The sequence below is a fragment of the Isoptericola nanjingensis genome (assembly GCF_050311635.1).
Taxonomy (GTDB): domain Bacteria; phylum Actinomycetota; class Actinomycetes; order Actinomycetales; family Cellulomonadaceae; genus Isoptericola; species Isoptericola nanjingensis.
On sequence record NZ_JBNOZL010000002.1, the window covers coordinates 485,600 to 510,734 of the forward strand.

Annotated in this window: 21 protein-coding genes; 8 read left to right on the forward strand and 13 right to left on the reverse strand. The window is 75.3% G+C overall.

Features of this window, described 5'->3' with window-relative positions:
* Nucleotides 1-16 precede the first annotated feature (16 nt).
* The 8 genes from ACQP6G_RS05085 to ACQP6G_RS05120 all read right to left on the reverse strand — a co-directional run bounded on the left by ACQP6G_RS05085 (nucleotide 17) and on the right by ACQP6G_RS05120 (nucleotide 10,408).
* Entirely contained in the window at nucleotides 17-451 is a 435-nt protein-coding gene (locus ACQP6G_RS05085) for a fluoride efflux transporter FluC (RefSeq protein WP_429763120.1), read from the reverse strand.
* Nucleotides 448-900, reverse strand: a complete 453-nt coding sequence (locus ACQP6G_RS05090) for a universal stress protein (protein ID WP_429763121.1) — start codon at nucleotides 898-900, stop codon at nucleotides 448-450. The genes ACQP6G_RS05085 and ACQP6G_RS05090 overlap by 4 nt, the downstream gene beginning before the upstream one ends.
* 25 nt (nucleotides 901-925) lie before the next feature.
* Nucleotides 926-2,146 carry a cation:proton antiporter gene (locus ACQP6G_RS05095; protein ID WP_429763122.1) on the reverse strand — a complete coding sequence of 407 codons (1,221 nt, stop codon included), beginning with the start codon at nucleotides 2,144-2,146 and terminating at the stop codon, nucleotides 926-928.
* A gap of 19 nt (nucleotides 2,147-2,165) precedes the next feature.
* Nucleotides 2,166-3,419: an AI-2E family transporter gene (locus ACQP6G_RS05100; protein ID WP_429763123.1), complete on the reverse strand. Its 1,254-nt coding sequence runs from the start codon at nucleotides 3,417-3,419 to the stop codon at nucleotides 2,166-2,168.
* Between the two features lie 49 nt (nucleotides 3,420-3,468).
* A complete protein-coding gene (locus tag ACQP6G_RS05105) occupies nucleotides 3,469-4,539 on the reverse strand; it encodes a sigma-70 family RNA polymerase sigma factor (RefSeq protein WP_429763124.1) in 1,071 nt (356 codons plus the stop codon).
* Nucleotides 4,540-4,604: 65 nt separating this feature from the next.
* Nucleotides 4,605-7,004 carry a SpoIIE family protein phosphatase gene (locus ACQP6G_RS05110; RefSeq protein ID WP_429763125.1) on the reverse strand — a complete coding sequence of 800 codons (2,400 nt, stop codon included), beginning with the start codon at nucleotides 7,002-7,004 and terminating at the stop codon, nucleotides 4,605-4,607.
* Nucleotides 7,005-7,028: 24 nt separating this feature from the next.
* Nucleotides 7,029-9,980 (reverse strand): helix-turn-helix transcriptional regulator, encoded by a 2,952-nt coding sequence (locus ACQP6G_RS05115; RefSeq protein WP_429763126.1) that lies wholly within the window; start codon nucleotides 9,978-9,980, stop codon nucleotides 7,029-7,031.
* Between the two features lie 107 nt (nucleotides 9,981-10,087).
* Complete coding sequence (locus tag ACQP6G_RS05120; RefSeq protein WP_429763127.1) at nucleotides 10,088-10,408, reverse strand: hypothetical protein; 321 nt, start codon at nucleotides 10,406-10,408, stop codon at nucleotides 10,088-10,090.
* A gap of 344 nt (nucleotides 10,409-10,752) precedes the next feature.
* On the opposite strand from ACQP6G_RS05120, the gene ACQP6G_RS05125 reads away from it, so the two are divergent.
* The 3 genes from ACQP6G_RS05125 to ACQP6G_RS05135 all read left to right on the forward strand — a co-directional run bounded on the left by ACQP6G_RS05125 (nucleotide 10,753) and on the right by ACQP6G_RS05135 (nucleotide 15,042).
* A complete protein-coding gene (locus ACQP6G_RS05125; RefSeq protein WP_429763128.1) occupies nucleotides 10,753-11,418 on the forward strand; it encodes a hypothetical protein in 666 nt (221 codons plus the stop codon).
* A 124-nt stretch (nucleotides 11,419-11,542) separates the two neighbouring features.
* Entirely contained in the window at nucleotides 11,543-12,754 is a 1,212-nt protein-coding gene (locus tag ACQP6G_RS05130; protein WP_429763129.1) for a MalY/PatB family protein, read from the forward strand.
* Between the two features lie 251 nt (nucleotides 12,755-13,005).
* Nucleotides 13,006-15,042, forward strand: coding sequence for a penicillin-binding transpeptidase domain-containing protein (locus tag ACQP6G_RS05135; RefSeq protein WP_429763130.1), 2,037 nt, complete (start codon nucleotides 13,006-13,008; stop codon nucleotides 15,040-15,042).
* Nucleotides 15,043-15,046: 4 nt separating this feature from the next.
* Here ACQP6G_RS05135 and ACQP6G_RS05140 read toward each other — a convergent pair whose 3' ends face one another.
* The 3 genes from ACQP6G_RS05140 to ACQP6G_RS05150 form a co-directional block, all read right to left on the reverse strand.
* Entirely contained in the window at nucleotides 15,047-15,817 is a 771-nt protein-coding gene (locus tag ACQP6G_RS05140) for a glucose 1-dehydrogenase (RefSeq protein ID WP_429763131.1), read from the reverse strand.
* Between the two features lie 92 nt (nucleotides 15,818-15,909).
* The gene (locus ACQP6G_RS05145; RefSeq protein WP_429763132.1) at nucleotides 15,910-16,536 is read right to left on the reverse strand and encodes a TetR/AcrR family transcriptional regulator; all 627 of its coding nucleotides are present in this window, start codon (nucleotides 16,534-16,536) and stop codon (nucleotides 15,910-15,912) included.
* Between the two features lie 158 nt (nucleotides 16,537-16,694).
* A complete protein-coding gene (locus ACQP6G_RS05150) occupies nucleotides 16,695-17,948 on the reverse strand; it encodes an amidohydrolase (protein ID WP_429763133.1) in 1,254 nt (417 codons plus the stop codon).
* 29 nt (nucleotides 17,949-17,977) lie between these two features.
* On the opposite strand from ACQP6G_RS05150, the gene ACQP6G_RS05155 reads away from it, so the two are divergent.
* On the forward strand, nucleotides 17,978-18,565 hold the full coding sequence (locus ACQP6G_RS05155; RefSeq protein ID WP_429763134.1) for a histidine phosphatase family protein: 588 nt from the start codon (nucleotides 17,978-17,980) through the stop codon (nucleotides 18,563-18,565).
* 12 nt (nucleotides 18,566-18,577) lie between these two features.
* Here the strand turns inward: ACQP6G_RS05155 and ACQP6G_RS05160 are convergent, their stop codons facing one another.
* Nucleotides 18,578-20,626, reverse strand: coding sequence for an NAD(+) synthase (locus ACQP6G_RS05160; protein ID WP_429763135.1), 2,049 nt, complete (start codon nucleotides 20,624-20,626; stop codon nucleotides 18,578-18,580).
* 80 nt (nucleotides 20,627-20,706) lie between these two features.
* Here ACQP6G_RS05160 and ACQP6G_RS05165 point away from each other — a divergent pair, with 80 nt between their 5' ends.
* From ACQP6G_RS05165 to ACQP6G_RS05175, 3 genes are all read left to right on the forward strand, one after another.
* On the forward strand, nucleotides 20,707-21,453 hold the full coding sequence (locus ACQP6G_RS05165) for a copper resistance CopC family protein (protein ID WP_429763136.1): 747 nt from the start codon (nucleotides 20,707-20,709) through the stop codon (nucleotides 21,451-21,453).
* A gap of 231 nt (nucleotides 21,454-21,684) precedes the next feature.
* Entirely contained in the window at nucleotides 21,685-21,966 is a 282-nt protein-coding gene (locus ACQP6G_RS05170) for an HU family DNA-binding protein (RefSeq protein WP_429763137.1), read from the forward strand.
* Between the two features lie 180 nt (nucleotides 21,967-22,146).
* Nucleotides 22,147-23,397 (forward strand): MFS transporter, encoded by a 1,251-nt coding sequence (locus ACQP6G_RS05175; RefSeq protein ID WP_429763138.1) that lies wholly within the window; start codon nucleotides 22,147-22,149, stop codon nucleotides 23,395-23,397.
* On the opposite strand, the gene ACQP6G_RS05180 is transcribed toward ACQP6G_RS05175, so the two are convergent.
* Nucleotides 23,304-24,239, reverse strand: coding sequence for an AraC family transcriptional regulator (locus ACQP6G_RS05180; RefSeq protein ID WP_429763140.1), 936 nt, complete (start codon nucleotides 24,237-24,239; stop codon nucleotides 23,304-23,306). The genes ACQP6G_RS05175 and ACQP6G_RS05180 overlap by 94 nt on opposite strands.
* Before the next feature lie 190 nt (nucleotides 24,240-24,429).
* Here ACQP6G_RS05180 and ACQP6G_RS05185 point away from each other — a divergent pair, with 190 nt between their 5' ends.
* A complete protein-coding gene (locus ACQP6G_RS05185) occupies nucleotides 24,430-25,095 on the forward strand; it encodes a TetR family transcriptional regulator (RefSeq protein WP_429763141.1) in 666 nt (221 codons plus the stop codon).
* Nucleotides 25,096-25,135: the final 40 nt, after the last annotated feature.

The following is a 25,135-nucleotide window of genomic DNA, read 5'->3' on the forward strand; positions in this document are numbered from 1 at the left end:
CCTCATCTCGGCCGCCTCATCGGGACCTCCGGCGAGAGCCGAGCAGCACGCCCGCGAGGCAGGCGAGGTACCCGAGCACCAGCGTGCCGAGGGCGTACGCGAGCCCCTGCCCCACGGATCCGGAAGCGAGCAGCCGTTCCGTCTCCAGGGCGAGGGACGAGAACGTCGTGAACCCGCCCAGCACGCCCGTGCCGACGGCCAGCCGCACCCGCTGCACGGTGGGCGTCTCCGGCCCGTGGGCCGCGAGCGACTCCAGCAGCCAGCCCAGCACGAACGCACCGAGCACGTTGGCGGCGAGCGTCGCGACCGGCCACCCGTCGACGGCGGGCCACGCCTGCGCCAGCCCGAACCGGGCGGCGGTGCCGACGGCGCCGCCGGCTGCGACCAGCGCGACCAGACCAGGGCGCCGGTGGGCCGGGCGTCCGCGCGCGGGCGGGCTGCCCGCCGTCACGACGCGTCGCCCGCGTGCCGGTCGGGCAGCACGACCACCGGCCGCGGCTGGTCGTGGACGAGGTGCCCGGCGACGGTGCCGCCGACCAGGTGCGTGGCCCAGCCCCGCATCCCGGGGCGGCGCGCGCCCACCACGATCAGGGCAGCGTCATGTGCGGCGGCGATCCGGGCGAGCTCCGTGGCCGGGTCGCCGGCGGTGCGCTCGAGCCGCCAGCGCACGGGGCTGTCGGCCAGGGCGGCGGCGACGGCGTCGCGCAGGCCGCCGTCGTCGGCGGGAGAGCCGGCGTCGGGGTCGACGGGCACCACGGCGCCGGACGGCTCGTGCACGGACGCCTCGTCCACGGCCACGCACACCAGCTCGGTACCGAGCGCGGCCGCCAGGTCGGCGGCCCGCCGGGGCACGCTGGGGTGGCGGTCGTGGGGCACGCCCACCAGCACCGGACCGGTCATCCCGACATCGTAGGCAGCGGGCCGGTCAGGACGTCCGGTCGAGCACCGGCAGGCCGTCGTCGTCCAGCCGCTCCTGGTCGTCGGAGCGCACCCCGAGCAGCTTCGCCATGGGCGTGCCGGTGAACCCGTACACGATCGCGGTGAGCAGCACGACGCCGAAGATCACCGGCACCAGCTGGGGGAACGGCTCACCGGCGTCGTCGAACCGCAGCGAGAAGACGGACGCGGTCGACGCGGCGACGATGCCGCGCGGCGCCATCCAGCCGATCATCGCCCGGTCGGACCATCTCAGGTCGGTCCCGAGCGTCGAGACGGCGGCCACCACGGGGCGCAGCACCAGCACCAGCGCCGCGACGACGAGGACGGTGGGCAGCGCGTACCGGGCCAGGGCGTCCAGGTCGATCCGGGCGGACAGCACGACGAACAGCGCGCCGATGAGCAGCAGGCCGATGTGGGTGCCGAACTCGTGCAGCGGCTCGGTGCGCGCCACCCGCTGGTTCGCCAGGACGGCGCCGAGCGCGGTCGTGGCGAACAGGCCGGCCTCGTCGTGCACGCCCTCGGCCAGCGCGTAGGCCCCGAGGGCGAACGCGAACGCCAGCACGACCTCCGTCTCTTTCGGCACCTTGCCGAAGCGGATGAGCACCACGAGCAGCACGGCGGCCACCCCGCCCACCAGCAGCCCCAGACCCCCGGTCTCGAGCAGGCTGACGGGCTCGGCGTGGAGCACGACGTTCGCCACGGCGAGCGCCACCGTGGCCCCGATGGGGTCGATGAAGATGCCCTCGAAGGCGAGGACGGACTCGACGGGCTGGCGGGGCCGGATGATGGCGAGCAGCGGCCCGACGACGGTCGGCCCGGACACGATGAGGATCGCGCCGATGACGGCCGCCCGGCCCCAGGTCACGTCGAGGAACAGGTACGCGACGGCGGTGGCGCCGAGGCCGGTGACGAGGGCGCCGGTGGTCACCAGGCCGAGCACGGGCCGCCGCGCGCCACCGCGCAGGCGTCCGAAGTCCAGCTTGAGCGACTCCTCGAAGAGCAGGAGGCCGACGGCCATCGACACCAGCGGGAACAGCGCCTCGCCGAACAGCGCGTCCGGGTCGAGCCAGCCGAGGACCGGCCCGACGAGCAGCCCGAGCACGAGCAGCAGCAGGATCGACGGGACCCGCAGCGCGCGGGCGGCGACCTGTCCGGCCACCCCGACGATCACGATGAGGGCGATGCCGCCGACGAGGTCCGGACTCATGCGTTGCTCATCTCAGCTCTCACTCCTCTGCGCCGTCGCGGCGCCGGGCCTCCGCCTCGCGGGCGGCACGCTCCCCGGCCTCGAGGTTGCGCCGTCGCCGCGACGACCACACGCCCTCGCCGCGGCCGGACGGCTGGTCGGGGTCGTGCAGCAGGGTCGAGTCGACGAGCTCGTGCCGCTGCAGGTACGTGTTCCCGAGGGCCTGCACGGTCGCGAGGATCGGCAGGGCGAGGAACGCGCCGAGCGCGCCGAAGACGGCGCCGAACCCGAGGACGCCGACGAACGACACGGCCGGGTTCATCTCCAGCGCCCGGGCGCTGACCTTCGGGGAGAAGATGAGGTTCTCCACCTGCTGGTACGCGACGATGAAGATCAGCACGGCGATCGCCTGCGGCAGCCCCTGGGCGGCGAGCGCGACCGCCACCGGCAGGGCGCCGCCGATGTACGTGCCGATGGTGGGCACGAACTGCGACACGACGCCCGTGAACACCGCCAGCGGCAGCGCGTACGGCGTCTGCACGATCAGCAGGAAGACGAACGTGAACACGCTCGACAGCGCGGCGAGCACGACGCGGGAGCTGATGAAGTCGGAGACCTTCACCTGCGTGATCTCCCACAGCGTCAGCACCTCCTGCTGGCGGTCCGGCCGCAGCCAGGCGCAGATGGCGGCGCGGAACTTGGGGCCCGCGGCCATGAGGTAGTACGTGATGAGCAGGATCGTGGTGATCGCGAACAGGACGCCCACGATGGACACGCCGATGCTGATCGCACCCGTCGCGACGTCCTGCCCCCACTGGTCCAGGGCCTGCGCGACGAGATCGTCGGAGTCGGGGACGGTGACGTCCCAGCGCGACTCGATGCCCTGCTGGATGCTCGTGTAGAGGTCGGGCAGCGACGAGACGAGCTGGATCAGCTGCTGCACGAACAGGTTGCCGAACATCGCGAACACGACGAGCACGACGACGATCGCCCCGCCCAGCGAGACGCCCGCGGCCGCGCCGCGCCGCCACCCGTGCCGCACCAGCCACACGACGATCGGCTCGAGCGCGAGCGCGACGAAGAAGGAGATGAGCACGTTGACGGCCAGCCCGCCGAGCTGGCCGAACGCGTACGCGAGGAAGGTGGCGACGAACGCGGCCACCACGACCATCACCAGCGCGCGCGGCAGCCACCGCGGCGGGTTCTTGCTGTCGTGCTGGACGGGACGGACGGAGCTGTCGACCTCGTCGACCTCGTCGGGCTCGCCCTCAGGGTGCGGGGCGTCCGTGGTCATGCGGGAAAACGTAGCCCAGCGCGGCCCGCGGGGCGCGCTGGGCCGCAGGTCAGAGGGCGGGCAGCCGGTCGGGCAGGCCGAACCGGGGGAACCAGGTGGCCGTGTCGAGGAACGTGGTGATGCCGGTGATCCGGCCGCTGCCGTCGTCCTCCAGCACGGCGAGCCCCCACGGCGACCAGCCGCCCGTGGGGTCGCGCCGGTACTGGCCGTACGCCATCGAGCCGTTCGCCTGCACGGGCACGCAGCGCGACCCCTCGCAGCCGGAGCCGGGACCCGTCATCCAGCGGATCACCTCGGAGCGCCCGTGCACCCACATCGTGTAGGGCGGCATGTTGAGCACGGCGTCCTCGTGCAGCAGCGCCACCAGGGCGTCCATGTCGTAGCGTTCGAACGCGTCCAGGTACCGCTCGAGCAGCGTCTGGTCGATCTCGTCCCACTGCGGCTCGGGGGCGTCGGCGCCGTCGTCGCCCGCCCGGCGCAGGCCCTTGCTGCCGAGGGTGGCGCGGGCGCGCTGCAGCGCGCTGTTCACGGACGCGACGGTGGTGTCGAGGAGGGCGGCGACCTCGGCGGCCGACCAGCGCAGCACCTCGCGCAGCACCAGCACGGCGCGCTGGCGCGCGGGCAGGTGCTGCAGCGCGGCCACGAACGCGAGCCGGATGGACTCGCGCCCCACCGCGACGTCGGCCGGGTCGCCCTCGCGCGGCAGGACGGCGTCGTCGGGCACGGGCTCGAGCCACCGGTCCTCCGCCAGGACGTCGCCGAAGTACTGCTCCTCCGCCGGCTGCGGCCCGCCCAGCCCCATGGGACGCTCGCGCCGCTTGGACGAGCCGAGGTGGTCGAAGCACACGTTGGTCGCGATGCGGTACAGCCACGACCGCAGCGACGACCGCCCCTCGAACCGGTCGTACGAGCGCCAGGCGCGCAGCAGCGTCTCCTGCACCGCGTCGTCGGCCTCGAACGCGCCGCCGAGCATGCGGTAGCAGTAGCCGGTGAGCTCGCGGCGGTACGGCTCGAGCAGGGCGCCGACGTCCTCGCCCTCGCCGTCGGACGTGGGGGAGGCGCCGGTCGCCGTCGTCCCGCGTCGGGACGGCGCGGCGGCGCGCTGGGCGGTGTGTGTCACGTCTCACACCGTACGACGTACCGCCGACACCCGGGAGGGGTGTCGCCCGGGGCGACGGCGAGGGGTCAGCGACGGTCGTCGCGCAGCACGCGCTCGACCAGGGGCACGGCGCCGGTGGCGGGCGTCGGCGGGCGTACCCGCTTGACCGTGCCGGTGAGCGGCCGGGCCGCGCGGTCGATCTCGAACCACACGGTCTTGCCCTCGACGACGCCGGAGTGCCGCCCGACGGCGTCGGAGCCGTCGTGCAGCTGGACGCCCCACCGGGACGCGAGGCGGTCGAGGAAGAGCACGCCGCGGCCCGACAGGTCCTGCGGCCGGGGGGACTGCAGCTCCGGCTCGGCCATGCTCCCGTCGCGGACGCCCACGCGCAGGCGGCGGCCGTCCACCTCGACCGTCGCCGTGATCGGTCCCTCGCCGTGCTCCAGCGCGTTGGTCAGCACCTCGCTGGTCAGCAGCATCGCGGTGCGCCGCTGCTCGTCGGACACGTCGCACGACTCGAGCACGTCGTCCACCCACCGGCGCGCCGGGCCGAGGTCGCTGAGGTCGTCGTCGGCGACGCGCCGCTCCGCCTTGGCGGGGCCGGCCGACGACGGCGGCCCGGACGGGGCGGGGACGCGCACCCGCAGCGCCAGCACGGCGACGTCGTCGCGCTGCGCGTCGCCCACGAGGCCGCGCACCAGCGCGCGCGGGACCGCGGACGTGGCCTCGCCGTGCGCGGAGCGCAGCACGGTCTCCAGGTCGGACAGCCGCTCGTCGCTCGGGACGCCGCGGCGCTCCACCAGCCCGTCCGTGTACAGCACGAGGGTGTCGCCCGGCAGGAGGCGGACGGAGCGGTCCACGCGCGGCGTGGTGGGCACCACGCCCAGCAGCAGGTCGGGGGTCTCGGACAGGCGCTCGACCCGCCCGTCGCGCCGCAGCACCATCGGCGGCGGGTGCCCGGCCACCGACCACGTGAGCGTGTACGCGCGCTCGGGCCGCTCGGCCGGCGGGACGCCCTCGAGCGCGTCCGTCGGGCACGGCGCCGGGTCGCGGTCCAGGCGCGCGACGACGGCGGTCGCCATCGCCCGCGGGCCGAGGCGGGCGTTCGCCTTGTCGAGGCGGGTCAGCAGCCCGGCCGGCGACTCGTCGTGGCTCCATGCGAGCGCCCGGAGCATCGAGCGCAGCTGGCCCATCTGCGCGGCGGCGTGCACGTCGTGGCCCGCGACGTCGCCGATCATGACGATCGCGGTGCCGTCGTCGCGCACCACCGCGTCGTACCAGTCGCCGCCCACCTGGTCGGTGCGTGCGGCGGGGGCGTAGGTGGTCGCGATGTCGAGGTGCGCCACCGTGGGCGGCGCGGTGAGCATCGACTCCTGCAGCGTGGTCGCGACCCGCCGACGCGCCTCCAGCAGCGCCACCCGCTCCAGCGCGAGCGCCACGTACCGGCTGATCGTCGACTCGAGCGCCGCGGTCTCGGCGTCGTGCTCGCGGGCCTGGTCCCACACGCAGGCGATGACGCCCACGACCATGCCGTTCGACATCACCGGCAGGAACGACCGCGCGCCCTCCGACACGGACCCCACGGGGCCCATCTCCGGGTAGGTCGCGACCATCTCCGCGTGGTCGCGGAACCGCAGGGCGGCCCGGCTGCGCACGACGTGCGTGTCGGGCCGGGGCGCGTCGAGCCGCGTGCTGCGCAGCGCGGGCTCGCCCGGGTGGTGGTGCCCCACGGTGAAGAACGACAGGTGCCGCCGGTCGGCGTCGACCAGGGCCAGCGACACCCAGCGGGCGCCCGTGCCGGTGCCGATGACGTGCGCGATGGCGTCCTCGACCTCGTCCAGCGTGGTGACGCGCGCGAACCGCTCCGACAGCCCGAGCAGGAACCGCGACCGGCGGTGCGCGCGGAACGCGACCTGCTCGGCCAGCCGCGCCCGCTCCCGCTCGGCGCGCAGCCGCAGCTCGCCCGACGCCGCGGCGGACAGGTCGGCGAGGGTGGCGAGGTCCGTCTCGGTCCAGGTGCGCGGCACGGACGACACCGCCCACAGCGCGCCCACCACGTGGCCACGGGCGTCCTCGATCGGGTACCCGGCGTACGCGGCGAGCACGAGGTCGCCGATCCTGTGCCGGCCACCCACCCGCGGGTCGTCGTCGGCGTCGCCCACGACGAGCGGCGTGCGGGTGCGCGCGACGATCGCCGTCAGGGGCCGGGGGAGCACGAGGCGGCGGCTGCGCTGCGCGTCCTCGGGGAAGCCGACCGCGCCCGGCAGCGTCTTGACGTCGCCCTCGTCGGTGAGCATGACGACGGCGGCCGCGGGCACGCCGAGCTGTCGGTGCACGAGCCGCGCGATGCGGTCGAACACCTCATCTGCGACGGGCTCACTGTTGGCCGGGCCGGGCGGCGGGCCGGGCACGCGGTCGGACGCGGGACCGGGCACGCGGCCGGGCGACGGGCCGGACAGGGAGCCGACAGCCTGGGCTTCCGGCACGGGCCCAGTATGGACCTCGATCGGTCAGACGCCGATCAGCCCGCGCCGGTGCGCGACGGCGACCGCCTCCGCCCGCCCCGACACGCCCAGCTTCGCGAGCAGGTTCGACACGTGCACGCTGACCGTCTTCGTGGAGATGTACAGCCGCTCGCCGATCTGCCGGTTGCTCAGCCCCTGCGCGACGAGCACCAGCACCTCCTCCTCGCGCTCCGTGAGGACGGACGACGTGCGCCGGGCGCCGGGCAACGGCACGCGGGCGCGGCGGCCCCACGCGTGGATGGCCTCGGCGAGGGGCGCGGCGCCCATGGCGACGGCCTCGCCGAGCGCCTCGGCCGCCTCGACCTCGGCCGCCGGCACGTCGCCGGACGCCCGCAGCGCCTGCGCCCACCGGAACCGGGACCGGGCCACCTCGTAGCGGTAGCCGAAGTCGAACTCCTTGACGGTCGCCTCCCACAGCCCGGGGTCGGCCGGGGCGTCGGTGAGCGCGGTCCGCAGCCGGGAGTGCTCCGCCGCCGCGCGGCTCAGCCACGCCCGGCCCTCGGGACCGAGGCGGCCGCCGCGGGGGCGCCCGCGTCGCGCGGTCTCCTGCGCGACGGCGAGGAGGGCGTCGCCGCGGTCGAGCAGCCCCTGGGCGGCGTCGGCGGCGTGGGGGCCGCCCTCCGCGTCGTCCGCGAGCGCCGCCAGCGCCAGCGCGGACAGCCAGATGCGGCCGAGGAAGAACTCGGACCAGGTGGCGCCGACGTGCGCCGCGACCTCCTCCGCCGTCGAGACGGCCTCGTCGTACCGGCCGGCCCAGGTCAGCGCGTCGGCCAGCAGGCCGCCCGCGACGAGCGCGATCTGTCCGTCCACGCCCCAGGACGGGCGCAGCGCCTCGGCGGCCGCGACGGCGTCGCCGCCCTCGCGGGCGGTCGCGGCGTAGAGGCGGCCGCTGTCGAGGTAGACGAGGGCGGGCGCGGGCGCGCCGTCGGGGATGGGCTGGTCGGAGAGGTCGCCGGCGAAGTACGACACCAGCAGCGCGAGGTCCAGCAGCTGCACCCCGTACACGCCCCAGATGACGCCCGTGGCGCGGCCGCGCTCGATCGCCGCCTCCAGGACGCGCTCGGCCTCCTCGAGGTGCCCCGCGTAGAAGTGCGTGGTGGCGAGGCCGTACCAGCAGCGCATCTCGGTGCGCAGGTCGCCGGCGACGACGGCGCGCTCGCGGGCGCGGTCGACGAGCTCCGCCGCGGTGTCCGGGGTGCCGACCTCCAGCACGGCGAGCGTGGTCAGGGCGTCGGCCTCCGCGCCGGGGGCGTCCGCGCGGCGGGCGACGTCGACGGTCTGCCGGGCGAACACGCCGGCCTCGTCGTCGCGGTCCACGGTGAGCAGGACGCGCGAGTGCACGGCAAGGGTCCACGCGAGCTCGGGCGTGGCGTCGGCGTCGGCGACCTCGGGGAACGGCCCCGAGACGCCGGCCTCGGTGGCGCCCGGGAGCAGCACGTCGAGGGCGCCGGAGGACTGGGCGAGGGCGTCGTCGAGGGACTCGAGGTCGAGGACGTACCGCACGAGCACGTGGCGCAGCCGGGCCTGCCTGTCGGGGTCGCCGGACAGACCCTCCACGGCGCGCCGGGCGAGCTGCTCCGCGCGCATCGGCAGCCCGGCGGAGCTGGCCGCCGCCGCGGTCCCGAGGGCCAGCGCCACGCGGTCCTCGCCCAAGAGCTCCGCGGCGTCCGGCACCGACTCCCAGAGGGACAGGACCTGCTCCAGGTGCCGCAGCTCCTCGGCGGGGGCGAGCAGCTCGGCCGCGCTGCGGGCCGCCTCGCGGGACGCGACGAGTGCCGCCGTCAGGTCGTGGCCCTGCAGGGCGTGGTGCGCGCGCTTGGCGGCGGAGCCGAGCGCCGGCTCGGCGCACAGCGCCTCGAGGTACGCGCGATGCATGGTGGTGCGCTCGCCCGGCAGCAGGTCGAGCACGAGCGCCTCGGCCACGAGCGCGTGCCGGAAGGCGACGTGCTGGCCCTCCACCCCCAGCACCTGCTGGGCCACTGCCTCGCGCAGTGCGGCGTCGGCGGCGCCGGGGGCGTCGAGCCCGGGCAGGCGCGGCGCCGCCGCGCGCAGCAGCGACTCGTCCACCTGCCGGCCGGCGACCGCCGCGAGCCGCACGAGCTGCTGCACGGCGGGGTCCAGCCGCTGCAGCCGCGTGTGCAGCACGTCCGCGAGCGACCAGGGCAGGCCCACGCTCGAGGGCCCGGCGTCGAGCAGCTCCTCGGCGAAGAACGCGTTGCCGTCCGACCGGCTGCGCACGGCGTCGAACTCGGCGTCGTCGAGGGGCTCTCCGCGGGTGGCGGTGGTGAACTCGCGCAGCTCGTCGGGCGTGAAGGGGGACAGCTCCACGTGCTGCACCGGGCGCTGGCGGTGCAGCTCCGCGATGACGGGGCGCAGGGGGTGGCGCCGGTGCACGTCGTCGCTGCGGTACGTGGCGACCACCAGCAGGTGCTCCGAGCGCATCCGCGCGACGACGAACCGCAGCACGTCGCGGGTGGACTCGTCCGCCCAGTGCAGGTCCTCGAGGACGAGGACCAGGGGGGAGCCCGCGTGCCCGGCCGCCGCGAGGCTGCCCGCGACGCCGTCGAGCAGCTGCAGCCGCTCCGCGTGGTCGGTGCCGGAGCCGCTGGCGGGGTCGAGCAGGCGGGTCAGGGCGGGCCGCTCGGCGATCACCTCGCCCACGGCCGGGACCGTCCGCAGCTGTCCCAGAGCCTCGGTGAACGGCAGGTACGGGATGCCGACGTCGCCCAGGTCCACGCAGTGCGCGACGACGACGCGTGCGCCGGCGTCGCGCGCGGTGTCCGCGAGGTGCGTCACCAGGCGCGTCTTGCCCACCCCGGCGTCGCCGCCGAGCAGCAGGACGCCGGGCTCGCCCTCCGCGGCGCGCTCCAGCGCACCGCGGAAGGCGGTGACCTCCTCCTGGCGGGCGATCAGGGGCACCTCGCTGGAACGTCGCACGAGGTGATCGTCCCACCGGCCGCCCACACCCGCCGCAGGTTTTCCGTGCTCGCCGACCCGCTCCGCGGCCGCCTCGACCGCGGTGCGGGCCCCCGTGCCGCCCACGGTCAGGCGGCCCGGCGTCCCGCGCCGTCCTGCGGGCGCAGCGCGTCCAGCCCGTGGGCGATCTGGTCCGCCCGGCGGGTCACCTGGAGGTCCCAGGCGCGGGCGTCGGTGCGGGCCGCGACGGCGTCGAGCGTCGAGCCGAGGCGCTGCACCGCCTCGCGGTCCACGGCCCGCGACCGTGCCCGGCGGGCCAGGTCCCGGACCGCCCGGCCCACCGTGCGCACCCACGCCGGCGTCCCGCGCTGGTAGGTCTCGGCCATCCGCTCGCGCCGGTAGTCCAGCTCGGCCAGGACGGCCACGTCCCGCGACGTCATCTGGTTCATGTCCTCGTCCCCTCACCGGCCGGGGTCCCGGCCGTCGTGCCGGCCACCGCCGGCTCTCCGATCTCGTGGTGACCACGTTCGTCCTGAGGCCCCCGGCGGGGGATCGGGCAACTGCCCCGTCTTCGCCGTCGGAGGTACCTCAGACGGCGTGGCGACCAGGGCCTTCGCCCGTCTGAGGTACCCCCAGGGCAGGGTTGCGGCGTGCCGGGGCCGGTCCCGGACCCGCCTTCGCCCGCGCCAGCCGTTGCGACCTGGGTCACAGCGGTCGCACACTGGGGAGACCGGACCTATACGGGGGTGGACTCGTGGCTGGATCTGTTGCAGGCGCTTTCGACGCGCTGCCGATGCTCGGGCGTGGCAAGCACCGCAACCCCAAGAAGGGCGCGTGCTTCATGGAGCTGGCCTCGTTCCTGGCCGGTGAACGGTGGAGCGACCATCCGCAGTGCACGCACCCGCTCCTCGCGATGCTGGCCCGTGCCGTGAACGACCTGACCTCCGACGGGAACCGGCCGCAGCTCGCGCCGCTCATCCCGTCCGTCATCGGGCTGACCAGCGGCGACCCGCGCTGGGACGTGCGGATCGCGCTGCGTGCCGCGCAGACGGCGCTGCCCGTCGCGCCCGCCGACCGGCAGCAGACGCTGGCCGTCGCCATCATCGGTGCGGAGCGCATGCTCGACGCCCTCGACGGACGACCCGAGGGGACCCTCGACCCCGCCAGCGCCGACGCGCTCGCCGCGTCGCCGAAGACGGCCGAGTGGGCCTACCGGTTCTGCGAGGGCACCCGCGTGCGGCCCAAGCGGTTCGTGCGCGACGCCGCGCCGTCCGTGGTCTCCACCGCGGTGCAGGGCATCAGCGAGGCGTTCGTGCCGGACACGGACGCCCGGCTGCGCGGCCTGCTCGCCGCCACGATCGAGGACGCCCGGCGCTGGGCCGGCCACACCGACGAGGACCGCCCGGCGCTCGTCGAGGAGCAGTGGGCCCCGGTGGTGAAGACGGTCCCGTCCGCCTGACCCATGCCGAGGTAGCACCCCCGGCGCCGAGGTAGCACGCGTCGCGCCGAGGGAGTACGCGTCGCGCCGAGGTAGTACGCGTCGCGCCGAGGTAGTACGCGGGCGCCTCTGGTAGACCGGAGCCGTGACCGACAACCCCCTGGAGCAGCTCACCCTCGACGACCTGCGCCGTCGTACGTCCGTGAAGTGGCGCGCCTACCCGCCGGACGTACTCCCCCTGTTCGTCGCCGAGATGGACACGCCCGTCGCCCCGCCCGTCGTCGACGCGGTCCGTGCCGCGCTCGCCCTCGGCGACACGGGGTACGACGTCGGCACCACGTACGCCGAGGCGCTCGGGCCGTTCGCGCAGGAGAGGTGGGGCTGGGCGCCCGACGTCGCGTCCAGCCGCACGATGCCGGACGTCATGGTCGCGATCGTCGAGGTGCTGCGTGTCCTCACCGCCCCCGGCGACGCCGTCGTCGTCACGCCGCCCGTGTACCCGCCGTTCTACGGCTTCCCCGGCAACGAGGGGCGGCAGGTCGTGGAGGCGCCGCTGGACGCCGACCTGCGGCTCGACCTGGGCACGCTCGAGGCCGCGTTCGCGCGCGTCACGGGCGCTGCCGCCCACGGCACGGGGCCCGGCTCCGGCCGGCGCGCCGTGCTGCTGCTCTGCAACCCGCACAACCCCACCGGCACCGTGCACACCCGCGCGGAGCTCGAGGCGGTGCTGGCGCTCGCCGACCGGTACGGGGTGCGGGTGGTGGCCGACGAGATCCACGCCCCCTTCACGTTCGAGCGCGTGGCCGCCGGCGTGCCCGCGTTCGTGCCGCTGCTCTCCGTGGCGGGGTCCGAGCGCGCGATCGTCGTGCAGTCGGCGTCGAAGGCCTTCCACCTCGCCGGGCTGCGGGCGGCGGTCGCGCTCGGCGGGTCGGACGCCGCCGACGACCTGCGCCGGATCCCCGAGGAGGCTGGCCACGCCGTCAACCACCTCGCGGTGCTGGCGCACGCGGCGGCCTACCGCGAGTGCGGGCCGTGGCTGGATGCCCTCCTCGCCGGCGTGCGCGCGAACCGCGGGATGCTCGCGCGCCTGCTCGCGGAGCACACGCCCGCCGTGCGGCTCCAGCCCGCCGACGCCACCTACCTCGCCTGGCTCGACCTGCGCGCCGCCCTGCCCGGCGGGGTCCCCGCCGCCGACGCCGCCGCGTTCGTCCTGGAGCGCGGCCGCCTCGCCCTCGAGGACGGCGTGCGCTTCGGCGCCGGCGGCGCCGGGTGGCTGCGGCTCAACCTCGCGACGTCCACGGCGGTGCTCACCGAGGCCGTCGAGCGCCTCGGCCGCGCCCTCGCCGCGCCGGTGTAGCACGGACCTGCCGAGGCGGTCCCGTGCCCCAGGCCCTGTACTACCTCGGCGCGGTCCGTACTACCTCGGCGCGGTCCGTACTACCTCGGCGCGGTCCGTACTACCTCGGCGCGGTCCGTACTTGCCCGCGACGGTCAGGACGCCCGCCAGGGTGCCCGCCACGGCAGCGTCACGAAATCTATGCGGGACCGTGACCACGACACGGGGGAACATGCCGACACGGTTGCCAGGGAGCCGATAATCTCGCCAAGGTGCGCCGCCGACACCGCCTCGCCCTCGCCGTCCTGCTGACCCCTGTCGTCGGGGTGTCCCTGGTGGCGTGCACCGGGACCGACACGCCGTCCGCCGAGCCCACCGCCGCGGCGCTCGCGACCGCGCTCCAGGCGGGCGACGTGAAGGACCTGCCGCTGCAGGCGCCCGGCTCCGTCGACGTGCAGACGCAGCTCAGCCAGGTGCTGGAGCCGCTCGTGGACGCCTCGGGCGAGCGCGAGCACACGGTGACGGTGGCCGACGTCGGCAAGCCGGTCACGAAGGACGGCTCGACGACGGCGGTGGCCACGCTGGACTGGTCGTGGCCGGTGGGCCGCGACGTCACGTGGAAGTACAGCACCGACGTCGACCTCGCCTACACGCCGCCGGAGAGCGGCGACGGTGAGGGGGCCTGGCGCGCGGTGTGGCGGCCGGACGTGCTGGTGCCCGACCTGGAGCCGGGCGAGCGGCTGACGGTCAAGACCCTCGACGCGGACCGCGGCGACCTGCTCGACGGCGACGGGAAGCCGATGGTGACCGAGCGGGGCGTGTGGCACATCGGGGTGGACAAGACGGCGGTCGAGGGGCTCGGCCAGGAGTCCGCGGCGCGCGACCTCGCGCAGCTCGTGGGCCTCGAGCCGAACGAGTTCTTCGCGCGCGTCGACGCGGCCGGGGAGAAGGCGTTCGTCGAGGCGATCACGATCCGCCAGAAGAACCCGGGCGTGGACTTCACGGTGGGGGACGCGCAGGACATCATCGGCGTGCGGGCGGTCGAGGACTCCCTCGAGCTCGGTCCGACGAGCACCTTCGCGTCGCCGATCCTGGGCCGGGTCGGCGAGGCGACCAAGGAGGTCATCGAGGAATCGGACGGCGCGGTGCAGGCCGGCGACGTGGTGGGCCTGTCGGGGGTGCAGCGCGCCTACGACGACCAGCTCACCGGCTCTCCGGGCGTCCTCGTGAGCGTGGTCCCGGCCGGCGACGGCGACGTGGGGCTGGACGGCGAGCCGGAGGAGGACGAGAACGAGGGCCGGGAGCTGTACCGCGTGGACGCCGTCGACGGCACGCCCGTGGCCACCACCCTCGACCAGCACCTCCAGAAGCTCGCGGAGAACGTGCTCGACGACGTCGACCCGGCCAGCGCGATCGTCGCGATCCGGCCGTCGGACGGCGAGGTGCTCGCCGCGGCGAGCGGGCCGGGCAGCGAGGGCTGGTCCACCGCGACGCTCGGGCAGTACCCGCCGGGGTCGACGTTCAAGGTGGTGGACGCCCTCGCGATGCAGCGGGCGGGGCTCACCCCGGACACGAAGGTCGCCTGCCCGGAGCACCTCACCGTGGACGGCCGGACGTTCGGCAACGTGCCCGGCTACCCGGCGTCGGCGACCGGGGAGGTGCCGCTGCGCACGGCGTTCGCGCACTCGTGCAACACGGCGATGATCGGGCAGCGCGACAAGGTGGCGCAGGCGGACCTGGCGACCGCGGCGTCCGACCTCGGGCTGGTCGACGACGAGGTGGCGTCGCCCGTGCTGGGCGTGCCCGCGTTCCTCGGCGCCGTGCCCGCGAAGGCGGACGGCACCGAGCACGCGGCGTCGATGATCGGCCAGGGCAAGGTGCAGGCGTCGCCGCTGGGGATGGCGACGGTCGCCGCGAGCGTCGCCGCCGGTCACCGTGTGCAGCCCGTGCTGGTGCGCGACGAGACGGGCGACGAGAAGGAGGCCTCCGCCTCGCCGTCGGCCGACGAGGAGGCGTCGGAGAAGGCCCCGAAGAAGCCCTCGACGCCGGGGGTGGCGGACGACGAGGCGGCGGTGCTGCGCGACCTGATGCACGGCGTCGTCACCGAGGGCAGCGCGGACATGCTGCAGGGCGTGCCCGGCATCGTCGGCGCCAAGACCGGCACCGCGCAGTACGGCGACGGGTCGAAGCAGCACGTGTGGATGCTCGCGATCGTCGACGACCTCGCGGTCGCCGTCTTCGTGGAGGACGGCCACCGCGGGTCGGACACCGCCGGCCCGCTCATGAAGGACTTCCTGGCGGGCCTGTGACCGGTCAGGCGCCGTGCTTGTGCGGCACGCCTGCCACGAGCCCGCCGTCGACGACGAACTCGGAGCCGGTGGAGTAGCTGGACTCGTCGCTCGCCAGGAAGACGATGGTCTGGGAGACCTCCTCGGGCCGTGCGCCGCGGCCGAGCGGGATGAGCAGGTCGCCCGCGTCGATGCCGGCGGTCATCGGCGTCTCGATGAACCCGGGGTGCACGGAGTTCACCCGCACGCCGTGCGGCCCGAGCTCGAGCGCGACCGACTTGGTGAGCCCGCGGACGCCGAACTTGGAGGCCACGTAGCCGTGCAGGCCGCGGCTCCCGCGGAGCCCCTCGACGGACGAGATGTTGATGATCGAGCCGGAGCCGGACCTGACCATGATCGGCGAGACGGCACGGATCCCCAGGAACACCCCCGTGAGGTTGATGTCGATGATCCGGCGCCAGGCGTCGGTGTCGAACTCGGTGATGGGGCCGCCGTTCGCGATGCCCGCGTTGTTCACGAGGACGTCGATCCGGCCGAACTCGTCCAGCGTGTAAGCGACGGCCTTCGCCCAGTCGTCCTCGCTGGTGACGTCGAGGTGCACGTAGCGGGCGACGTCGGTGCGGTCGCCGCCCAGCTCCGCGGCGAGGGCCTCGCCCTTCGCGTCGTCGAGGTCGGCGACGACGACCTTGGCGCCCTCGGCGGCCAGCGCGCGGGCGTGGGTGACGCCCATCCCGCCGGTCCCGCCGGTGACGATCGCGACCTTGTTGTGGACGCGGCTTCCTGTGCTGACGGCCATGTCGGCCCTCCTTCGTGGTTCTGATGTGGTGCGCGCACCGGGTGGGTGCACCTGCCCGCCTGGGACGCGACGGTCCCGGGACGGAGGGGACGTCAGGGGGACGGCGTGGTCCACCAGGCGGGCAGGGCGTCGTGGGCGACGCGCGGGAAGAACCCGGAGTCGCGGGGCGGGGGAGTGCTGAGCCAGACCTCGAGGGCGCCGACGGTGCCGAGCCCGACGTACGTCGCGAACGCGCGCGCGTAGCGGTCGACCTGGTCGGCGGGGGTGCCCGGGGCCAGGGGCATGAGGCCGGGGTGGGCGCGCAGGTGGTCGGTGAGGGTGCCGGCCACGTGATCGGCGAGCAGGCGCGCCAGCGGGGCGCTGAGGCCACCCTCGAGGGCCCGCTCGTACACGGGCAGGTGCGCCTCGACGTGGGCCTGCAGCGCGCCGGTGTACCGGGCGACCACCTGCTCGGCGTCGCCGTGGGTGGCGTGACCGGCGACCTGCCGCACGGCGGCGTCGAACTCCGCGCGGATGCGGTCGAGCTCGGCGCCGAGGACGCGGGCCAGCAGGTCGGCGGGGCTGGCGGCGTGGTCGTAGAACGTGGCCCGGTTGATGCCCGCGCGGGCGGCGACGGCGGACGCGGTGAGGGCGGCGACGTCCTGCTCCGCGGCCAGCTCGAGGACGGCTGCGCGCAGCGCCTCGGCGGTCCGCTCGACCCGCTTGTCCACGTCCGTCACCTCCCGACGCCTTCGACGGTACGCCGGGGAAACCAGTAAAGCAACAGGTGTCGTCTAACTCGCCCTGCGGGTGCGGGGTCGCCCGGCGCGGCAGTCTCTGCTCGGCGCGGCAGTTCGAGCTGCCGCGCCGAGCACGAACTGCCGCGCCGACGGTGCGGTCAGCGGCCGAACCGCTCCGACCGCTCGACGACGCGGCCCGCGCCGCGCCCGCGGTCGGCGGCGCGGTCCCAGGTGTAGACCTCGGTGCCGGTGACGAAGACGTGCTCGGCGCGCGAGCCGACGTCGAGGGGGTCGCCCGACCAGACGACGACGTCGCCGTCGAGCCCGGGCCTGAGCGCGCCGACGCGGTCGTCGAGGCCGAGGAACGACGCCGGGTTCACGGTGAGCGCCTCGAGCGCGACCCGCGGGTCCAGCCCCTCCTTCACGGCGAACGACGCCTGGTGCACGAGGAAGTTGATCGGCACCACCGGGTGGTCGGTCGTGATGGCGACGCGCACACCTGCCTCGGCGAGGCGGGCGAGGTTGGCGACGTCGCGGTCGCGCAGCTCCACCTTGGAGCGGGACGTGAGCATCGGGCCGTAGATGACCGGCACGTCCCGCTCGGCGAGCACGTCCGCGATCGCGGCGCCGTCCGTGCCGTGGTTGACGACGAGCCGGTAGCCGAACTCGTCGGCCAGCCGCAGCGCGGTCGCGATGTCGTCGGCGCGGTGCGTGTGCTGGTCCCAGGCGAGCTCGCCGGCGAGCACCCGCCCCAGCGTCTCCTTGCCGAGGTCACGGGCGAACGGCTCGCCCTTGGCCTCCGCCGCGTCGCGCTGGGCCACGTAGTGCTGCGCGTCGAGGAACGCCTGCCGGATGACGGCGGCCACGCCCAGGCGGGTGGACGGAGCCTTCTTCTGCTCGCCGTACACGCGCTTGGGGTTCTCGCCGAGGGCCGACTTCACGGAGACGGCGTCGCTGATCACCTGCTCGTCGACCGTGCGCCCGCCCCACGTCTTGATCGCGACGGTCTGGCCGCCGATGGGGTTGGCCGACCCCGGCTTCACGACGACCGACGTCACGCCGCCGGCGAGGGCGTCGCGGAAGCCCTCCTCCTCGACGTTGATCGCGTCCAGCGCGCGCAGGTGCGCGCCGTTCGGCCCGGTCTTCTCGTTGGTGTCGTCGCCGGCCCAGCCCTCTGCCTCCTCGTGCACGCCCACGTGCCCGTGCGCCTCGACGAAGCCGGGCAGCACCCACCGGCCGCCGACGTCGAGCGTCGGCACGCCGGCGGGCACCTCGACGTCCGCGCCGACGGCGGTGATCACGCCGTCCGTGACGAGGACGGTGCCGTTCTCGATCGGCAGCCCGTCGACCGGGACGACGTAGCCGTTCGTGATCGCGACGGACGAGCGGGCGGTGCGGATCGGTGCGGTCATGGCCGCCATCATGCCGCTACGGTCGGCGCATGCCGACCCGACACCTGCACGTGCTGCGACACGGTCTCGCGGACCCCTTCGGCGAGCTGACGGCGGAGGGGGAGCAGCAGATGGAGCTGGCCGGCCGCCGCCTGGCCGCCCTGCCGGTGGACACCGTCTGGCACTCGCCGCTGTCGCGCGCGGTGCGGTCGGCGCAGGTCCTGGGCGCGCAGCTGCCGGGCGTGCGGGTGCGCGAGGCGGCCGAGCTGATCGACCACGTGCCGTACCTGCCCGACCCGATGCCCGCCGCGTGGGCCGGGTTCTTCGACGGGTACGACGTCGCCCAGGCGGCCGAGGGCGAGCGGCTCGCCGCCGCGCTCACCACCCGCTTCGCCCGCGCCGTCGACGCCGAGACCCACGACGTGCTGGTCACGCACGCGTTCCAGGTCGCGTGGCTCGTGCGCGACGCCCTCGCCGCGCCGCCCGCGAGCTGGCTGGGGCTGCCTTACGGCAACGCCGCCCTCACGACGATCGAGTACCGCGACGACCGCAGCGCCTCCCTGATCGTCTACAACGACATGGGCCACCTGCCGGCCGAGCTGCGCTGGACCGGGTTCGGTCCCGCCGCCCGCCCCTGACTCGCACGGGACTCAGACCGTCGTCGGGACGTTCTCCTCCAGCTCGGCGAGCCAGGCGGCGGCGGACGCGTCGGACGGCATCCGCCAGTCTCCGCGCGGCGAGAGCGAGCCGCCGGCGGCGACCTTGGGGCCGTTCGGGATGGCGGACCGCTTGAACTGCGACGAGAAGTAGCGCCGGAAGAACACGGTCTCCCACTTCCGGATGGTCGCCAGGTCGTAGGCCGACCGCTCGTCGTGCGGGAAGTTCGGCGGCCACTCGCCGGCGTCGGGGTCGCGCCAGGCGTGCCAGGCGAGGAACGCGATCTTGGACGGCCGCAGGCCGTGGCGCAGCGTCCAGAACAGGGTGAAGTCCTGCAGCGCGTACGGGCCGATGGCGGCCTCGGTGGACTGCGGCGCCTCGCCCTCGCCGGCCGGGACGAGCTCGGGGGAGATCTCCTGGCCCAGGATCTCCAGGAGCAGGGCGTTCGTGTCGGCCTCGAACTGGCCGGAGTCCGCCACCCAGCGGATGAGGTGCTGGATGAGCGTCTTCGGCACGCCGGTGTTCACCGCGTAGTGCGACATCTGGTCGCCCACGCCGTACGTGCACCAGCCGAGCGCGAGCTCCGACAGGTCGCCGGTGCCGAGCACGATGCCGCCGCGGTGGTTCGCGAGCCGGAAGAGGTAGTCGGTGCGCAGCCCGGCCTGCACGTTCTCGAAGGTGACGTCGTAGACCTTCTCGCCCGCGCCGTAGGGGTGGCCGAGGTCGCGGAGCATCTGCTCGGCCGCCGGCCGGATGTCGAGCTCCTCGAAGTGCACGCCCAGCGACGTCGCGAGCCGGGTGGCGCGGTCCTTCGTCTCCGACGACGTCGCGAAGCCGGGCATGGTGACCGCGTGGATGTCGGTGCGGGGCCGGCCGAGCCGGTCCATCGCGCGGGCCGCGACGATCAGCGCGTGGGTCGAGTCCAGGCCGCCCGAGACGCCGATGACGATCTTCGGCTGCCCGATCGACCGCAGCCGCTGCTCCAGCCCGGCCACCTGGATCGAGTACGCCTCGTAGCAGTCCAGCGCCAGGCGCTCCGGGTCGTCGGGCACGAACGGGAAGCGATCCACCTTGCGCCGCAGGCCGACGTCGCCCGCCGGCGGGTCGACGGTCCACCCGACGGTGCGGAACCCCTCGACGCGGGCGCCGAGCGCGCGACGGTTGTCGTCGAACGACCCCTGCCGCAGCCGCTCCTGGCGCAGCCGGTCGAGGTCGACGTCGGCCACGGAGCGGCGCGCGCCGTCGGGGAAGCGCTCGGTCTCGGCGAGCAGGTCGCCCACCTCGTAGACCATCGTCTGGCCGTCCCACGACAGGTCCGTGCTCGACTCGCCCTGCGCCGCCGCGTACGCGTAGGCGGCCAGCCCGCGGTGCGACGCGGACCGGACCATGAGCCGCCGGTCCTCCGCGCGCGCGACCGTGATGGGGCTCGCGGACAGGTTGAGCAGCACCGTCGCGCCGGCCAGGGCCGCCTCCGCCGACGGCGGCACCGGCACCCACAGGTCCTCGCACACCTCGACGTGCACGACGAGCCCGGCGACGTCGTCGGCGGCGAACAGCAGGTCCGGGCCGAACGGCACGGACCCGTCCGCGAACGGCAGCGTCACCGTGGTGCCTCGGCGGTCGTCGCCGGGGGCGAACCACCGCTTCTCGTAGAACTCGCGGTAGTTCGGCAGGTACGACTTGGGCGCGACGCCGAGCACGCGGCCGCCCTGCACGACGACGGCGCAGTTCAGCAGCCTGTTCCCGACCTCCAGCGGTGCCCCGACGACCAGCAGCGGCCGCAGGCCGGCGCTGGCCTCGACGATCGCCGCGAGGGCGTCCGACGTCGCCTCCAGGAGCGTGTCCGCGAGGTGCAGGTCGTCGATCGCGTACCCCGAGACGCACAGCTCGGGGAAGACGGCGACCGCGACGCCGTCGTCGTGGCACGCGCGCGCCTCGGCGAGGATCGCGGCGGCGTTCGCGCGGGGGTCGGCGACGGTGACGGGGACGGTGCAGGCCGCCACGCGGGCGAAGCCGTGGGCGTAGGCCGAGGTGAAGTCCACCCCCCGAGTGTAGGAACGCCGCCCGTGCCCGCGAGACCTGGCCCTGACACGTCGGGCGGGCGGGTCGCTAGGGTCGGGCCGTGCACCCCCGACCCGCGCGCCGTCGTCGCGTCCTCGCCGTCCTGCTCGCCGCCGCGGTGACCCCCGCGCTCGCCGTCGCCGTCGCGCAGCCCGCCAGCGCGCACGACCGGCTCCTGTCCTCGGACCCGGCCGACGGCGCCACCGTGGACGAGGTGCCCACGCAGCTCACCCTCGTGTTCAGCGCCGACGTGCTGGCCGCGGGCGCCCAGGTGGCGGTCACGACGGCGGACGGCACGGTCCCGGCGGAGGTCACCGTCGACGGCGACGAGGCCGTCGCCGCGCTGCCCGACGACCTGCCCGGCGGCGACTGGGACGTGTCGTGGCGCGTCGTCTCCTCCGACGGCCACCCGATCGAGGGCGAGCTCGCGTTCACGGTCGACGCCGCGCCGCCGTCCCCGAGCGCCTCGCCGACCGCCTCGCCGACAGCCTCCCCGAGCGCCACGCCGTCGAGCACTCTCTCGAGCCCGACGTCGTCCGGGGACGCGACCGCGTCGTCCGGGCACGAGCACGACGGCGGGGGCACGCCGGGCGTGGACCTGGACGCCGACGGCGAGGCGGGGTGGGCGACGGCGTGGCTGTTCCCCGTGGCCGTGCTCGCGGTGGTGGGCGTGGCGGCCGCCGTCCTGCTGCAGCGGCGCCGCCGCGCCGCCGAGGACGCGCACGACGCCGGTGACGGCCCGCACACGACGGGCGAACCGCGCGAACCGGGCGAAACGCCCGGCGACGCGGACCACCCGACGTCCTGAGGGTTGCCCTGCCAGCACGCGATCTGTCCCGCCATGACGGCAGATACCGGGACAGATCGCGTGCTCGAAAGGTTCCCGATTCGAGGTGTCCGGCACGCCACGCGCGCAAAAGTCGCAGGAATCCGCGGATGTTCCCTAGTGTGTTCCCCGTCCTCCCGGCGCGAGCCGGGGTGGCGTACGAACGTGACGACGCGCGGGTCGCGTGCGTCGTGAACCGGAGAAGGGATGCACATGTCGCTGAACAAGTCCGAGCTGGTCTCGGCCATCGCCGGCAAGGCTGAGCTCAGCAAGGCGGACGCGGAGAAGTTCCTCAGCGCCTTCCAGGAGGTGCTCGAGGAGTCGCTCGCCAAGGGCGAGGCGGTCAAGGTCACGGGTCTGCTCTCGGTCGAGCGCGTCGAGCGCGCGGCCCGCACCGGCCGCAACCCGCGCACGGGCGAGGAGATCCAGATCCCGGCCGGCTTCGGTGTGAAGATCAGCGCCGGCTCGCTGCTGAAGAAGGCCGTCGCGAAGTGATCCTTCGCTGACACGACGCGTCGTGTCAGCGCTCCGGAGGCCCGCCGCCCGCATCCTGCGAGCGGCGGGCCTCCGGCGTTCCCGGACCCGGGCGCGGGCGGCGCCCGGCGCGTGGCGTCTGGATCGAGTCCGTCGGCGTCCCGGTCGGCCCGGGCGCGGCCGCGCGTTGTTGCGACCAGCATGACGACGAACCCGATCGACACCACCGCGGCTCCCGCGGCGGCCACGACGACGGCGGCACCGGGGGCGCCCGGCCCTCTCCCGCGCCGACGCGCCGCACTGGCGCTGGCCACGATGTTCCTGGGCAGCTTCTCCCTCGTGACGGCGGAGTTCCTGCCGCCCGGGGTGCTCACCCCGGTGGCGCAGGACCTCGGGGTGACCGAGGGCGTGGTGGGCCTCTCCGTGAGTGCCACGGCCCTCACCGCGCTGCTCACCGCCCTCGTGCTGGGTTCCCTGTTCCCGCGCACCGACCGCCGCACGCTGCTCGTGGTGCTCGCGATGGGCGCGGTCGCCTCCAACGTGCTGGTGGCGCTGGCGCCGAGCTTCGGCGTGCTCATGGCGGCCCGGCTGCTGCTGGGCGCGGCGCTGGGCGGATACTGGTCGATGTCGCTGGTCATCGCGACGCAGCTCGTCCCCGCGGACCGGGTGGGCAGGGCCATGATGGTGGTCAACGCCGGCACGACCGTCGCCACGGTGGCCGGCGTGCCGCTGGGCGTGATCCTCAGCGCCGCGGCCGGCTGGCGGGTCGTGTTCGTGGCCGCCGCGGTGATCACGGTGGTGACGGCGGTCGCGATGCGCGTCGCCCTGCCGCCGGTGGCGCCGACGCCGGGGATCGGCTGGTCGGCGACCGGGCGGGCGCTGCGGTCGCCGGGCGTCGGCGTGGGCCTGGTGGCCATCGTCGCGGTCATCGGCGGGCACTTCGCCGGCTACACGTACGTGCGGCCCGCGCTGTCGCTGCTGCCGGGGTCCGACGTCGGGACGGTCGCCGTGCTGCTCGCGCTGTTCGGCGTGGGCGGCCTGGTCGGCAACTTCGCGATCGGGGCGCTCGTCGACCGGCACCTCGCCGTGCTGCTGCTCGCGGTCCCCGTGGCGATCGGCGCGGGCGTCGCCGCCGTCGGGCTGGCGTCCGCCCTGCCGCTGCTCGTGTACCCCGCGGTGATCGTGTGGGGCGCGGCGTTCGGCGGCGTCCTCAACGTGGTGCAGGTGTGGATCACGCGCGTGATGCCCGGCCAGGTCGAGGCGGGCAGCGGGCTCGTCGTCGCCGCGTTCCAGACGGCGATCATCCTCGGCTCCGCGGTGGGCGGCCTCGGCGTCGACTCCGTGGGGGTCGGTCGGACCTACCTCGTGGCGGCGGTGGCCGCCGTCGCGGGCGGGGTCCTGGTGCGCAGCACGCTGTCGCGGCGGTACTCGGACGGCGTCGCGCCGGTATGACGGCGAAAGGCGCGGCCGAACGCCGTGTCGGAGCCGTAGCCCAGACGGCGGGCGATCGTCGCGACCGGCAGGTCGCCCGCCGTCAGGAGGCAGCGCGCGTGCGCCACGCGCACCTGTGCCAGGTAGCGCCCGGGGGGCAGCCCCGTCGCGGAGCGGAACCGGGCGGCGAACCCGGACCGGGAGGCGAGCGCCACCCGGGCCAGGTCGTCCACCGTCCACTCGCGGCCGGGGTCGGCGTGGATCGCGGCGACGGCGCTCGCCAGGCCCGGGTCCTCGCGCTGCATCAGCCAGCGGGCGGGGGCGCAGCCTCGCGCGTACCAGGCGCTGATCGCCATCGACGCCACGAGGGTGACGACCCGGTCGCCCAGCACGCTGCGCGGGGCGCGGTAGTCCTCGACCAGCGAGCGCAGCATCGTGGCGGCCGTCGGCTCGGTCTGGGGCAGCTCGGTGAGGAGCACGACGGCGGGCAGCACGCCCGCGCCGTCGTCCGCCCCCACGGGCGCCACCCGCACGCACTGCACGGCGGCGGTCGAGAGCGCGTGCACCTCGAAGCGTGGGCCGTGCGGCAGGAACAGGAAGTCGCCGGGCGCGAGGTCGGCGACGTCGCCCACGCCGCGCACGCGCACCAGGCCGTCGGTGACGAGCAGGAGCGCCGCGTCCCCGGAGGTGTGCTCGGCCCACTCGCCGGCGGCCAGGGTGTGCCGGGACCGTGCCACGAAGCGCCACTGCAGCCCCGCGAGCACGCGGTCGAGCTCCTCGGCGGCGGCCGACGCCGCGCTCGCGCCCGGCCCGTCGGCGCCCTCGGGGCCGACGGCGCACGACGGCGCGGGTAGGTCCGTCACGGTCATCGCGCCTCCCCGGGCGCGACGACCGGCGCGTCCGGCCCGGGCCCTCCAGGAGCATGCCACGCGGGGCGGACGGGTGCGCGACCGTCCTGTGCGACCGTCCCGAGCGACCGTCAGGGCGTCCGGATCCCGGTCGGCGCCGGCCGGAGATCGCGTCCACCGGGCGGGCGTGGCTACGCTCCGGGGGATGCGTCCCGACGACCTGAAGAACGTTCTCCATCCGAACGCGTCGCAGCTCGCGCTGCTGGCCGCCGCGGAGCGGCTCGTGGCGCGGTCGGGGCTCGAGGGCGCGAGCTCGCGGGCGATCGTCCGGGAGGCGGGGCACCGCAACAACTCGGCCGTGACGTACTACTTCGGGTCCCGACAGACGATGCTCGACGCGCTGTACCACTGGCGGAGCAGACCGATCAACGAGCACCGTGCGCGCCTGGTCGCCGAGCTGGTGGCCGCGGGGCGGGAGCGCGACCCGGAGGCGTTGGTGCGCGCGTACGTGGTGCCGTTCGTGACGGCGGTCGAGGGGCTGCGCCCCAGCTCCTGGGCCCGCTACACGCAGGCCGTGCTGCAGGACCGGCCGCTGGTCTTCATGGACTGGGTGCGGCGTGACGTGAAGCGCTACGAGGGGATCGCGGTGCCGGTGGTCACGACCCTCGACCTGCAGGACATGATGCGCGCCGTGGCGTGCGACGGGGTCGAGCCGCTGGCCGGTCTGCGGGTCGCGATCGTCTCGCGCGCGGTGGTCGCCGCGGTCGCCGCGTGGGAGGCCGACGACGAGCGGGACGACCTGGACCTGCCGCCCCTCGACGTCCTCACCGAGGAGCTGGTGCGCTCCGCCACGGGGATGCTCACCGCCTGACCGCCGGCTGCCCCACGGCCAGGCGGTGAGCGGCGACGCC

Coding starts and splice junctions, on each gene's coding strand:
- ACQP6G_RS05175 (WP_429763138.1), top strand. CDS start 22,147: ATGACGACGAACCCGATCGACACCACCGCGGCTCCCGCGGCGGCCACG.
- ACQP6G_RS05170 (WP_429763137.1), top strand. CDS start 21,685: ATGTCGCTGAACAAGTCCGAGCTGGTCTCGGCCATCGCCGGCAAGGCT.
- ACQP6G_RS05185 (WP_429763141.1), top strand. CDS start 24,430: ATGCGTCCCGACGACCTGAAGAACGTTCTCCATCCGAACGCGTCGCAG.
- ACQP6G_RS05155 (WP_429763134.1), top strand. CDS start 17,978: ATGCCGACCCGACACCTGCACGTGCTGCGACACGGTCTCGCGGACCCC.
- ACQP6G_RS05150 (WP_429763133.1), bottom strand. CDS start 17,948: ATGACCGCACCGATCCGCACCGCCCGCTCGTCCGTCGCGATCACGAAC.
- ACQP6G_RS05140 (WP_429763131.1), bottom strand. CDS start 15,817: ATGGCCGTCAGCACAGGAAGCCGCGTCCACAACAAGGTCGCGATCGTC.
- ACQP6G_RS05095 (WP_429763122.1), bottom strand. CDS start 2,146: ATGAGTCCGGACCTCGTCGGCGGCATCGCCCTCATCGTGATCGTCGGG.
- ACQP6G_RS05120 (WP_429763127.1), bottom strand. CDS start 10,408: ATGAACCAGATGACGTCGCGGGACGTGGCCGTCCTGGCCGAGCTGGAC.
- ACQP6G_RS05090 (WP_429763121.1), bottom strand. CDS start 900: ATGACCGGTCCGGTGCTGGTGGGCGTGCCCCACGACCGCCACCCCAGC.
- ACQP6G_RS05100 (WP_429763123.1), bottom strand. CDS start 3,419: ATGACCACGGACGCCCCGCACCCTGAGGGCGAGCCCGACGAGGTCGAC.
- ACQP6G_RS05125 (WP_429763128.1), top strand. CDS start 10,753: ATGCTCGGGCGTGGCAAGCACCGCAACCCCAAGAAGGGCGCGTGCTTC.